Source organism: Blautia sp. AF14-40, assembly GCF_003479665.1.
Classification (GTDB): Bacteria; Bacillota; Clostridia; order Lachnospirales; family Lachnospiraceae; genus Fusicatenibacter; species Fusicatenibacter saccharivorans.
Map to the genome: position 1 here is coordinate 12,702 of NZ_QUHK01000014.1, position 12,924 is coordinate 25,625.

Consider the following 12,924-nt stretch of genomic DNA (forward strand, 5'->3'; position numbering starts at 1 on the left):
TGAACAGCATTTTGGAAGAAAATAAAGATTATCATGCCTACCGGTATGGCGACCACTTGACGCCGGGATCGGAGCTTAAAATTGAGCACAGCGTAGTTTGTGAAAATGTGGATATTTCTACACTGATCACAATGGGAACAGATAGCCTGGAAGCCATGCGCCAGGGAAGTATCGACGGGGAGCAGAAAGCCTATGAAATCGTGGTGGCTGCCGCAAAACAGTGGGAACAGCAGGCAGCGGCAACACAGACGATCAACCGGGCTTTGGAATATCTTCGTACACCTGAGATTGAACATACCGGCAATCAGTGGAAAGACACCGATAACTGGAGGGCGGATCAGAAAATCAGCAACCGGGTCTATCAGATGACCTGCAGTATTTGGGAAGATACGAAATATGACAGGGAAACAAAACAGAGTATTCCGGTTGCCTGGTATGTGACATGGGAAGTCCGTATTCATTCCCCGAAGCAGGGATATGGAGAAAAGATTGCCGGACAAAACCAGAAACGATATACAGATAAGAATGCAGCCATAAAATACCTGGACGGGCGGAAGAAAGCCTATTCCCATTTATTCACGGAAATTTCCCCGCCAATTCCGAAAGAATATGAGCGTCATTTTATGGTTCATGGCACTCTCTTACCTGGTTATACGGTTGAAGGACTGGAACAGACCAAAACGGAACATGCCGCCGCCGAGGTTTCGGAGGGCGGTATTTTTACGCCCCAAAACCAGGAGAAGCCTTCCGTCCTGGGGAAGCTCTCTGTGGCAAAAACCCAGGAAAAAACGCCAGCCGCTCCCGGTATGGCAATGAAAAAGAAGGAGGATATACAGTTATGAAAGTGTTAATGGTAGAGCCGGGCAAGTCCCCTTATGCTGCGGAGATTGAAAGCGGTCTGAAATCTTTGCAGGCGGCAGTGGGTGGAGACATTCAGGCGGTCTATCCGTATGAGGACCCGGTGGCTCTGATCTGCAATGATGAAGGCAAGCTGATGGGACTGCCTCTGAACCGGGCTCTCTTTGATGATGACGGCCACGTTTATGATATTGTGTCCGGGAATTTTCTGATCGTTGGTCTTGGCGAGGAAGATTTTACAGACCTTTCCCCGGACTTGATGGAGAAATACGGGGAGCAGTTCAAGTACCCTGAAAAATTTGCAAGGATTGCCGGCGAGATCATTGCAGTCAAGCAGCCTGCAACCAATGAACACCGGGAAAAACCGATGATGCACCATTCCGGCCCGGATTTGTAGAAAGAAAGGAGCCAATTATGTTAATGGCAGTAAATGAACCTTATGCCCTTATGGTGCAGCCGGACGATATTCTGATCTCTCCCCGTGAGGTAGATGAACATTTTGGGACGATGGTATGCTTCCATCCCCGCTATGCGCTGGGCGACCATCACAACTATATGGACAAAGACGACTTCCTGCGGGAAATGTATTTAGATACCGTAGGACATGATGAAGCCGGCATGAAACGCTATGAACGGATGGTAAACATTGTAAGCAGCCGTTTCCGGCATGGACCAAAGACAGAGGAACGGGCGATCGATGAAGCAATGCAGAAAGTAATTTCGGAAAAGTATCTGATGCTCCCCCTCTATCTCTACGACCACTCAGGTCTTGCCATGAGTACAGAAAGTTTCTCAGGCAGGGCCCCTCATGCAGAATGGGACAGCGGACAGGTCGGCTGGATCTATGTTTCCAAAGAAGATGCCCTAAAGGAATTTGACGCTGACAAGATGACCGGCGCCATCCGGCAGAAAGCGGACGCACTGATGCGCAGTGAAGTCGCCGCTTACGATTCCTATCTGCATGGCGAATGTTATGGGTTTGAGCTTTATAAAAACGGGGAGCTGTCGGATAGCTGTTGGGGCTTTATGGGTAACTTTTCCGATGTGTTGAAAGATATGGCGGAATACCTCCCGGATGAGTGCAAAGGGATGGTCGATCATCTGGAGGAACAGGAACGCCCGGCTACGATCATCAAGACGCTTTTGAAACATGCTAAAATTCAGGTCGATCAGGCAGCAAAAGCCTTTGAACACGCTTCCCGACAGCAGGTTCTTGGGGAAAGCCGGTAAAAAGTTATTTCCATATTATAAATACCGATTTTATCAGAAAGGAGGATGCTCTTGCAGGAAGATCTCGAACAACGAACGGTTTCTGTTTCTATACAGGCAGCAAAACTGTCAGGGCGGGTACTGCGTGCGGCTATTGCTGCGGTACTCCAAAAGATGGAACAGGAACGCACAATGCCAAAAGTCGGGCGCAACAGCATGAAGCGGCTGACTTATAAAGACCCCGGAGCCAATACCATTGAAGTTTCAGGGCGAATCCGCTCTTTTGAACGGTATGCCAGGAAACATCAGGTACGCTACCATATAGAAAAGGAACTTGGGACCGATCCCCCAAAATGGACGGTATATTTCAAGGCAAACCAGGCGGATGCACTGACGGCAGCTTTTAAGGAATATACGAAGAAAGACCTTACACGCAGCACCAGACCGTCGCTGCTTACACAGCTTCATAAGTTCAAAGAACTGGCGCAGTCGCTTGGCCGTGACCGTGTAAAGAACAAAGAACACGGAGGACCGGAACGATGAAGATTGATGCAGAAACACTGAAAAAACAGGTCATTCTCCATCTGCCTTATATTCTGTTCCTTCTGGTATTTGCCAAGCTGGGCGAGGCGGTGCGTCTGGCTCCCGGAGCAGACGCTTCCCAAAAGCTGTTAGGACTGTCCGAAGGCTTTGCCCTTGCGTTTCAGAGTATGTGGCCGGGAGCGGCAATGGACTGGCTGATTGGTTTATGCGGTGCAGCCATTATGCGGCTGGCAGTCTATCTTAGAGGGAAAGACGCTAAGAAATACCGCAAAAATGTGGAATATGGTTCTGCAAGATGGGGAAATAAAGCCGATATTGCCCCATTTATGGACCCAAAGCCGGAAAACAATATCATTCTTACCCAAAGTGAAGGACTGATGTTAAACGGACGGCCCAAAAATCCGGCCAATGCAAGAAATAAAAATGTACTGGTAGTCGGAGGATCAGGTTCGGGAAAAACGCGCTTTTTCATCAAGCCCAATCTGATGCAAATGCACAGTTCCTACGTCGTCACCGATCCGAAAGGTACAGTCCTTGTGGAATGCGGAAAGATGTTGCAGCGAGGCACACCAAAGCTGGACAAGGACGGAAAGCCTATGCGTAATGAAAAAGGAAAGATCATCTATGAGCCCTATAAAATACGGGTATTCAATACGATCAATTTTCAGAAAAGTATGCACTTTAACCCATTCGCCTACATTCATTCCGAGAAAGATATTCTGAAGATCGTCACTACCCTGATCGCCAATACCAAAGGCGAAGGAAAAGCCGGAGACGATTTCTGGGTCAAAGCAGAAACCTTGCTTTATACGGCACTGATCGGATATATCTACTATGAAGCTCCGGTAAACGAACAGAATTTTGCCACACTGGTAGAAATGCTGAACGCAATGGAGGTCCGTGAGGATGACGAGTCATTCAAAAATGCCGTTGACCTTCTCTTTGACGCTCTGGAACAGAAAGACCCGGATCATTTTGCCCTGCGTCAATATAAAAAATATAAGCTCGCTGCCGGTGTTGTATGCTCTAAAAGACTTCTTAATCAAGCAGTTGGGAAGTCTCTTAGAACACACAACCTAAAACCGAAGAAAGGAGCGCAAGTTATGAGAAAAAACGAGAAAATCACAGCTCTGTACGAACGATTGAGCCGTGATGACTTCGGCAAAGACGATGACCAACAGCGTGAGAGCAATTCCATTTCCAATCAAAAGGCTATGTTGGAGGAGTTCGCCGCACGGCAGGGCTTTACGAACATTGTCCATTTCACGGATGATGGTATTAGCGGCACTTGCTTTGATCGTCCCGGATTTTTGGCAATGATGAAAGAAGTGGAAGCCGGGAATGTGGAGTACCTGTGTATCAAGGACATGAGCCGCATGGGTCGTGACTATCTGAAAGTCGGTCAGATTATGGAAATCCTGCGTCAGCGTGGCGTGCGACTTATCGCCATCAATGACGGCGTGGATAGTGCCAGAGGTGACGATGATTTTACCCCTTTCCGCAACATTATGAACGAGTATTACGCCAGAGACACCAGCCGAAAAATCCGTTCCACTTTCCAGTCCAAAGGCAAGTCCGGCAAGCACCTCACAGGCACGGTCATTTACGGCTATCTCTGGAACGAAGCCAGAGACCAATGGTTGGTTGACCCCGAAGCCGCTGATGTGGTCAAGCGCATCTTTGCCATGACGATTGAGGGCTACGGTCCGTATCAGATCGCCAGCAAGCTGAAAGAAGAAAAAATCCTCATTCCGTCCGCTTACCTTGCCCAGCACGGCGAGGGTGTGAATAAAAACAAGACTTTCAAAGATGTGTACGGCTGGGGTTCTTCCACCATCTGCAACATTCTTGAAAAGCGTGAGTATCTGGGACACACCATCAATTTCAAGACCCGAAAGCACTTCAAGGACAAGAAAAGCCATTATGTCCCGGAGGACGAATGGACAATTTTCGAGAATACCCATGAGCCTATCATTGACCAGCAGACCTTTGACCTTGTGCAGAAAATCCGTGGGAATGTCAGACGCTACCCGGACGGCTGGGGCGAAGCAGCTCCCCTCACGGGCTTACTCTATTGCGCCGATTGCGGCGGCAAGATGTATGTCCACCGCACCAACAACGGCAAGCGTATTTCTCAATATACCTGTTCCCAATACAGCAAAGTCCCAGTTGGAAAGCTCTGCACGACACAGCACCGTATCAATGAAGATGTGGTACTGTCCCTTGTTTCCGAAATGCTCAAAGCCATTGCCGAGTATGCGAAGCATGACCGAGCCGAGTTTGTCCGTGTGGTGCAGGAAGCGCAGTCCAGCCAGCAGACGGCAGAGGTCAGAAAACAGCGCACACGCCTTGCCACAGCAAAGCAGAGAGTTTCCGAGCTGGAAGTCCTGCTCTGCAAAATCTATGAGGATAACATTTTAGGCAAGCTGTCCGACAGCAGATACGCCACTCTGGACGCTCAATACGAAAAGGAACAGTCCGAGCTTACCGCTGAAATCTCTGTTCTGGAAAAGGCTGTCAAGAGCTATGAGAAGCACGAAAAGGACGCTGACCGTTTTATCGCTCTGATTGACAAGTACGAGAACTTCGACAAGCTGACCATTGCCATGCTCAACGAGTTTATCGAGAAAATCCTTGTGCATGAGCGTGACCGCAAAGGCAGTATACAGACCACACAGGAGGTCGAGATTTACTTCAATTTTGTCGGTCGATTTGTTCCCCCGGCGTTTGGTGAAGTGGAGCTTACCCCGGAGGAATTAGAGGAAATCCGCAAGCGTGAGGAACGCAAGGACAGGCTTCATCAGAACTACTTGAAGCGGAAAGCCAGCGGAGCGCAGAAGCGATACGAGGACAAAATCAAGGGGAGAAAAAAAGCAGAAATCGAAGCCAAGAAAGCCGCCATTCGTGCGGAGGACATTGCAAAGGGCGTGTTCGTCCCTGCCAGCAGTTTACCGCAAAGAGAGCCGATGAAAGGAGTACAAACAGCATGAATATCACTTACACACAGAACGGCGATTATCTTATCCCAAACATCGTTATCCGCAAGACAAAGCCCCTCGGACACTACGGCAGACTTCGCAAAGCATATTTGGAAATGCGCCGCCCGATACTGTTCAATGAGCTGGTGCTATCCGACAAGCTCTTTGAGCATTGCGCCGAGATTGACGAAGCGGCACGAAACCGCATGGAGCTGATCGTGCGGTCACTGGCAAAGCAGTACGGCGTGACCGAACAGCTGAAAGCCGAAAACCAAATGGAATGGGTGCGGCAGATGAACGCTTGCAAGGCACAGGCAGATGAGATTGTGAAAGCGGAATTGATTTATGATTGAGTGAGAAAGTCCGGGCAGAAAACCGTCCGGACTTTTCTCATACAGTCCAAAGTTGCGGTAGAATTGTTCACAAGTTTTATGGTATAATTTATGCGAATAAAGAAAACGGAAAATTAGAATCTAACAAGAGAATGTGGTTGTATGAAAAAATCCATATTAGTATTTTGGGCAATCGTGTGTCTGTTACCTATTCAAAGGAGGTTTAAGAATTTCAAATGAAACATATAAGAAATATATTGCTGTTGATTACGATTATTTTTGCTTTTGTTATGCAAGCTGAAGTATATCAAAATATGCTCTGGAACTTTAATGGTGCTTATTATTTATCGTCCAGATACACAACTACTAATGACGATATGGATTCATTTTTAGCCAATGCAGAAGATACAGCTGAGAAGCATGGTGTTCATATTTTTTCGACTTTTAATCAGAGAGTTTCTAATTATCAGACAAGACTTTATATTTATGGTGATGATACCGTTGTTCGGGATAGTCTTAAAAGCACAATGGATATTGAGGAAAAAACATATACGGCTTTGATAGGCGGAATCACCGTAATAGAATTTGAAGATTTTAGAGAAGCAAAAAACACAGGCAATGGACAGGAAATAATGGTCAGCTATATCGGTGACGATGATGACATTATTGCCACATATCAAGATTTGGCAAAAGAATATTCTATATCGCAGCCAGAGTTTTGGCAATCAACCGAAACTGATATGATGTTCATTGTTTGGGGCCTGGTTGCCATATTGATGATTGTACTTAATATGATTGAGGTGATACGCAGACAAAAGGAAGTAGTTGTACGAGCTTCTCTGGGCGAAAATGCTGCTGTGATTGCTCTAAAAGCTGTAGTGGCTGATATGATTTCATATGCTGCATTATTCGTCTTAGCAAAGTTGCTTGTTTCTCAATTTATATCGGGAGCGTATGAAGATCATCTCATTTTGGCAGTGTATTGTGCCGGAGCAGTTCTTTCCGTAATTCCTTATGCTGCTTTTGTCCGCTTTGATGTAAAAAAAGCCTTTGCCAATGCTTCAGATAAAAAAGGTATGTTTTATCTTCTGAACGGTCTTAAAGTATTTGCTACTGCTATGACAATTTTTACAATAACTACAAATCTCAGTAGCATTCAAGGTAATTTACTTACAAACACTACTCTTTTAGAAAATCATTATAATGATTATTATTTTGGAGTTATGCAGATTGAACCTCCTTTTGAAGAAAATGAGGAGGAATCCAAAGAGAGCAAATTTTGGAATGACCTTTACGAAAATGAATACAACACTATAAATCCGGTGGTCTGCATAGGCAGCCGGATAAGCGATACGGATAATTATATTTTTGTAAATCATAATGCCAGAGATATGCTACAAGGGTTTTCTGATATGCTTACTGAAGATGATGAAAAAGAGGATATCGTGGTCTTCGTGCCAAAGGGAAGAAATGCGGAATCATACAAAGATATCGCAAAAGAGGAAATTGACTCTCTTACCCAAAATGCAGAAGAACTGCGTGTTGTTTATAAAGAATATTCTGGCAGAGAGCAATTTTATTATCTCAATTCGAACAGAGAAGAGGCTATTGACGGATTGTCAAGAGCAACAAATCCGATTGTTATTTATCAGGCAAATGAGGCTGTTGCTTTGAATGGAAGTTATATCGAAACAGGAACATATAATGGTGAGGTAATCTACGGATGCGATGAAAGCACAATTCGTAATGCTGCGAAAAAATATGCAGAACAGCTTGGTTCACACTATTTTATGCTGACGAATGTCGGAGAGGATTACATTTATAGTCATAGTTTCCTTGTAAAATTGATTAGCTTTATAAGCTCTCTTTGCGTATTAGTATTGCTGTTAGATATAGCTATCATCGTATCTGAAGCGAAAATGGAATTTAGACTTAGCTCTATGGAAATCTCCCTCAAAAAGGTTTTAGGTTATAGCTTTTATGAAAGGCACAAAAGATTTATTTCCGTTAATCTCATAGAAAATATAGCCGTTGTGATATTGATTTGCATTGTTTCGATTTTTATATCTAACGCAAGTGTCGGGATTGCTTTACTAATTGGATCATTGCTCACCATTATTGAAATGGCAATCATTTTCACAAATATTATGTGGGTTGAAAAAACAAATATCTCAAAGTCATTGAAGGGAGGATGTTTATGATTATAATTCGTGGCTTAAATAAAGCATTTGGAGAGAAAATAATTTTCTCCAACTTTAATTTGGAAATTCCGGATGGAAGTTTTGTAGTAATCAGCGGGGATAGCGGCAGTGGAAAAAGCACTTTGCTCAATATGATTGGTGGTATCGAAAAGCCGGATAGCGGCAGTATCATAATCGAAGGGCTGAATATTACCCGGCTTAAAAATAAAAACAGTTTTTTTGCGGATACAGTGGGGTTTCTTTTTCAGAATTTTGCACTGCTTGAAAATAAGACAGTTAAAGAAAATTTAAGTTTGATTAAAAAATCAAGCCGAACTAAAGTATCACTTAAAGAAGCTCTTAATCGTGTGGGGTTATCAAAGGAAGTTAACAAAAAAGTTTATCAGCTTTCCGGTGGTGAACAACAGAGAGTTGCTTTAGCTCGTCTTATGATGAAAAAATGTTCTGTTGTTTTGGCAGATGAACCTACTGGCTCACTTGACAAGAAAAATAGAGATATTGTTATGAGGTTGTTGCACGAACTCAATGAAGAAGGTAAAACGGTTATCATTGTTACCCACGATCAGGGTATTATTGAAGATGAACCTTATGTTGTGAAAATCTGAGAGTACCTCTTAGAAATGTCTTGATCTACATTTTATATAATTTGGGTCAGAAGAAAATCCCTTTAGGAACTAAAGGGCGCACTTCTATACTCTCCTATCGGGAGTATGTGCGTCCTGCGGAGCTTCATTCCCAGTCAGCAGAAGAAAACTGCCCGACCGAGAATGTTTCGTCACTTCGTTCCGTCAAGGGAGCTACACTCCCTTGCGACGCTTGTGCGTCTATCCCTTGTGGACTTGCCGTCCGCAAACAGCATAAAATGCTGTTCGCCGCCAGCAAGTTTGGAAAAACAAATACTGAAAATCAGACCGTTGACTGGTCGCAATGTGCGAAAAGTTGACGGTCTTTTTTTATCCCAAAAATCAAAAAAAGGAGGTCAATCACAATGACAAAACCGAAAACCCTTGACCAGCTTCGAGCCGAAAAGGAACGAGCCGAGACGCAGCTTGCACAGGAACAGCACAAGTTGGAGCGTCTGGAGAACAGAAAGAAGTATCTGGAGAAAGGCGAACGCACCAAGCGCACCCACCGCCTTTGCAATCTGGGCGGCACGATTGAGAGCCTTGCCCCGGAGGTCAAAGATCTCACACGCACCGAAATGACAGAGCTGATGGAACACATCTTTTCCCTGTCCGAAGTCCAGCGAGCCGTCCGTCACATGGCGATTACCCACATCAGCCAAGCAAACAGAGAAAAGGAGTTGAAAGCCGATGGCACTATTTCATCTGAGCGTCACGCAGACTAAGCGAAGCGCAGGACAGTCCGCTATTGCTTCTGCCGCCTACCGTGCCGGGGAGCGATTGTATAGCGAGTATTACGGCGAATACAGCGACTACACCCGCAAGGGCGGCGTGATCTGCTCCGATATTCTCCTGCCGTCCCATGCACCGCCCGAATACGCAGACCGCCAGACCCTATGGAACGCCGTGGAAAAAGCCGAGCGTGGAAAGAACGCCCAGCTTGCATACAGCTTTGACATTGCCTTGCAGAATGAATTTTCCCTTGAGGAAAACATCGCTCTTGCAAGGCAATTTTTGTTGGAGAACTTTGTGAGCCGTGGCATGGTGGTTGACTTCGCCTTACACCAGCCAGACCGGGAGGACGGCGGCATACCCAATCCGCATTTTCATGTGCTTTGCCCCATCCGTCCCATCGAGCAGAACGGCAAATGGGGACTAAAGCAACGCCGGGTGTACGAGCTGGACGAGGACGGCAACCGTATTCGAGACGCAAACGGAAAGTTTGTGTTCAACGCCGTTCCCACTACCGACTGGGGCAGTCCCGAAACGCTGGAACATTGGCGTCAGACATGGGCGGAACTATGCAACGCCAAGTTTGCGGAAAAAGGTCTTGATGTTCGTATCGACCACCGAAGCTATGAGCGTCAGGGCGTAGAGCTTCTTCCCACCGTCCATGAGGGCGCAACCGTCCGGGCGATGGAGAAGAAAGGCATACGCACCGAGAAAGGCGAGTTCAACCGCTGGATCAAGGCAACCAATGCCGTTATCCGGGACATTAAGAAGAAAATCGCTCTCCTGTTTGATTGGATTGCCGAAGCAAAAGCGGAGCTTGCCAAGCCGCAGGCACCCAACCTTGTTTCTCTGCTGAACGCCTATTACACCAGCCGCAGAGCCGGGGCATATTCGCAGAAAGGTAAGGTCAGCAACCTAAAGGAGATGAACGAGACTTTCAATTATCTCCGGGCAAACGGCATTTACTCCCTTGAAGATTTGGAACACCGTGTCAGCGAACACAGTGCTGCCACAGAGAGCTTGAAGAAAACGCTGGACGAACAGACCGCCCGAATGAAAGCAATTAAGCAGCTCTATGACAGCTCCGCTGCTTTCCAGAGCTTGAAGCCTGTCTATGACGGCTTGCAGAAAATCAAGTTTGAGAAGCCCAGAGCCAAGTACAAGGCAGAGCATGAAGCGGAACTGAAACAGTTCTACGCCGCCAGACGTAAGCTGACCGGAGAGTTCCCGGACGGCAAGGTGGATATGAAAAAGCTGACCGAAGAGTATGACGAGCTGGAACAGGCGCACAACACCACCTATGGCGAGTTTAAGACCGTCAGAGACGATTTACACCGTCTTTGGAAGGTCAAGTCATGTGTAGATACTGCCGCCCGATTTAACGAGCGTATAGAGGAACAACTGCACCAAAATCGACCCCAAACACGACACAAAAAGGAGGATATATCCCGATGAATTACACCCAAGCACAGATTGACCGGGCGAACGCCGTCAGTCTGGAAGATTTTCTCCGCACACAGGGAGAGACGCTTATCAAAAGCGGACGGGAATACCGCTGGAAAGAACATGACAGCCTGACCGTCCGGGGAAACAAATGGTTTCGCCACAGCCAGAGCAAGGGCGGCTATCCCATTGATTTTGTCATGGAGTTTTACGGCAAGTCCTTTCCCGAAGCTGTTCAGATGTTGACAGGCGAAAACGGCGAGGGACAGACCGAAGCCACCACAGCACCGCCCACAGCGTTCCACTTGCCCTTGCACAACAGAACAGCCAACAGAGCAATTCAATATCTTTGCGAAAGCCGAGGTCTCAACAAAACGCTTGTTGAGACTTTTCTTCTTTCCGGGGATATTTACGAGGACGCAAAGCGGCACAATGTTGTGTTTGTCGGCAGAGACCGAAGCGGTACGCCGAGATACGCCCATGTGCGAGGAACGGCAGACCCATTCAGACAGGACATTGCCGGGTCTGACAAGTCCTATCCGTTCCGCTATGAGGGAAACGGCAATCAGCTCTTTGTCTTTGAAGCACCGATAGACCTTTTGTCCTTTATCTGCCTTTACCCGCAGGACTGGAAAAATCGAAGCTATCTTGCCCTGGGCGGCGTTTCGGGCAAAGCCCTTGACCGTTTCCTTTCTGAACGCAAGGACACCCGAAAAGTGTTCCTCTGCCTTGACAGCGACACCGCAGGAAGCGATGCCTGTACCCGACTGGCACAGTCCATTCCCGGCGAGATCGCCGTCATTCGCCTTGTCCCGGCAAGGAAAGACTGGAACGACGTTCTCCGTCAGCAAGGGGACATTCCCAGCCGCAAATTCATAGCCGAGACAATCACGCTGCGAGAGCTGCCCACCGCCCAGCCTGTCCCCATGCTCCGCATGGCAGATGTGGAGCTGACGAGCGTGGATTGGCTATGGTCTCCGTATATCCCCTTTGGAAAGCTGACGATCATACAGGGCAACCCCGGCGAGGGCAAGACCTACTTTGCTATGCGCCTTGCGGCGGCTTGCACCAATCGAAAGCCTTTACCCGGTATGGAGACCCTTGAGCCTTTCAACATCATCTACCAGACCGCAGAGGACGGTCTGGGCGATACCGTCAAGCCCCGACTGATGGAAGCGGAAGCAGACCTTGAAAGAGTGCTTGTCATTGACGATAGGGACACACCGCTGACCCTTGCCGATGAGCGCATAGCAAGGGCAATCAGGGAAAACAACGCAAGGCTTGTTATCATTGACCCGGTACAGGCGTTTCTGGGCGCAGATGTGGACATGAACCGGGCAAATGAAGTCCGTCCCATCTTCCGCAGTCTGGGAGACATTGCACAGGCTACCGGGTGCGCTATCGTGCTGATCGGACACCTGAACAAAGCCGCAGGAACGCAAAGCACCTACCGGGGATTGGGCTCTATCGACATTACGGCGGCAGTCCGCAGTCTGCTTTTTATCGGCAAGCTGAAGGACAGCCCCACAACGAGGGTGCTGATCCATGAGAAAAGCTCCCTTGCGCCGCCCGGACAGTCCCTTGCCTTTTCTCTGGGAGACGAGAAAGGCTTTGAATGGATAGGAGCTTATGACATTACCGCTGACGAGCTTCTTGCCGGAACAGACACCGCCAAGACCGAGAGCAAGACCGCACAGGCGCAAATGCTTATTCTGGAACTGCTTGCGGACGGAAAGCGTATGCCGAGTGCAGAGTTGGAAAAGGCAGTCAATGAGCGTGGGATTTCCTCACGCACCATGAGAACGGCAAAGAGCCGTATCGGGGACAGACTTGTGACCGAGAAAGACGGCACAGCATGGGTCTGCTATCTCCGAGACTGACAACAGGAACACGGCAAGCGTGGCAAAGACGGCAAGGTTTTTATAGATACCTTAATGTTGCCGCCTTGCCTTCTTCCCTCATACCGATCACCGCCCGATGATGAAAAGTCACCGGGCATTTTTTA

The 12,924-nt window shown here is 47.4% G+C and carries 11 protein-coding genes; all 11 read left to right on the forward strand.

What is annotated here, in order from left to right; all coding sequences use genetic code 11:
- Nucleotides 1–11: 11 nt before the first annotated feature.
- The 11 genes from DWW13_RS11020 to DWW13_RS11080 all read left to right on the forward strand — a co-directional run bounded on the left by DWW13_RS11020 (nucleotide 12) and on the right by DWW13_RS11080 (nucleotide 12,799).
- On the forward strand, nucleotides 12–842 hold the full coding sequence (locus tag DWW13_RS11020; RefSeq protein WP_067536877.1) for a hypothetical protein: 831 nt from the start codon (nucleotides 12–14) through the stop codon (nucleotides 840–842).
- Nucleotides 839–1,255 (forward strand): DUF3846 domain-containing protein, encoded by a 417-nt coding sequence (locus DWW13_RS11025; RefSeq protein ID WP_064786913.1) that lies wholly within the window; start codon nucleotides 839–841, stop codon nucleotides 1,253–1,255. The genes DWW13_RS11020 and DWW13_RS11025 overlap by 4 nt, the downstream gene beginning before the upstream one ends.
- Before the next feature lie 17 nt (nucleotides 1,256–1,272).
- On the forward strand, nucleotides 1,273–2,088 hold the full coding sequence (locus DWW13_RS11030; RefSeq protein ID WP_117442480.1) for a hypothetical protein: 816 nt from the start codon (nucleotides 1,273–1,275) through the stop codon (nucleotides 2,086–2,088).
- Between the two features lie 45 nt (nucleotides 2,089–2,133).
- Nucleotides 2,134–2,610 (forward strand): PcfB family protein, encoded by a 477-nt coding sequence (locus DWW13_RS11035; RefSeq protein ID WP_223385988.1) that lies wholly within the window; start codon nucleotides 2,134–2,136, stop codon nucleotides 2,608–2,610.
- Complete coding sequence (locus tag DWW13_RS11040) at nucleotides 2,607–5,600, forward strand: DUF4368 domain-containing protein (RefSeq protein WP_118720105.1); 2,994 nt, start codon at nucleotides 2,607–2,609, stop codon at nucleotides 5,598–5,600. Before DWW13_RS11035 ends, DWW13_RS11040 begins: the two co-directional genes overlap by 4 nt.
- Nucleotides 5,597–5,941 carry a TnpV protein gene (locus DWW13_RS11045; RefSeq protein ID WP_117718978.1) on the forward strand — a complete coding sequence of 115 codons (345 nt, stop codon included), beginning with the start codon at nucleotides 5,597–5,599 and terminating at the stop codon, nucleotides 5,939–5,941. The genes DWW13_RS11040 and DWW13_RS11045 overlap by 4 nt, the downstream gene beginning before the upstream one ends.
- A 215-nt stretch (nucleotides 5,942–6,156) precedes the next feature.
- Nucleotides 6,157–8,121 (forward strand): hypothetical protein, encoded by a 1,965-nt coding sequence (locus DWW13_RS11055; protein ID WP_005335929.1) that lies wholly within the window; start codon nucleotides 6,157–6,159, stop codon nucleotides 8,119–8,121.
- On the forward strand, nucleotides 8,118–8,726 hold the full coding sequence (locus DWW13_RS11060) for an ATP-binding cassette domain-containing protein (protein ID WP_002593328.1): 609 nt from the start codon (nucleotides 8,118–8,120) through the stop codon (nucleotides 8,724–8,726). Before DWW13_RS11055 ends, DWW13_RS11060 begins: the two co-directional genes overlap by 4 nt.
- 383 nt (nucleotides 8,727–9,109) lie before the next feature.
- The gene (locus DWW13_RS11070; protein WP_003500140.1) at nucleotides 9,110–9,469 is read left to right on the forward strand and encodes a DUF3847 domain-containing protein; all 360 of its coding nucleotides are present in this window, start codon (nucleotides 9,110–9,112) and stop codon (nucleotides 9,467–9,469) included.
- Complete coding sequence (gene mobQ / locus DWW13_RS11075) at nucleotides 9,435–10,931, forward strand: MobQ family relaxase (protein WP_118720109.1); 1,497 nt, start codon at nucleotides 9,435–9,437, stop codon at nucleotides 10,929–10,931. The genes DWW13_RS11070 and mobQ overlap by 35 nt, the downstream gene beginning before the upstream one ends.
- The gene (locus tag DWW13_RS11080; RefSeq protein ID WP_118720111.1) at nucleotides 10,928–12,799 is read left to right on the forward strand and encodes an AAA family ATPase; all 1,872 of its coding nucleotides are present in this window, start codon (nucleotides 10,928–10,930) and stop codon (nucleotides 12,797–12,799) included. The genes mobQ and DWW13_RS11080 overlap by 4 nt, the downstream gene beginning before the upstream one ends.
- The last annotated feature ends 125 nt before the right edge of the window (nucleotides 12,800–12,924 follow it).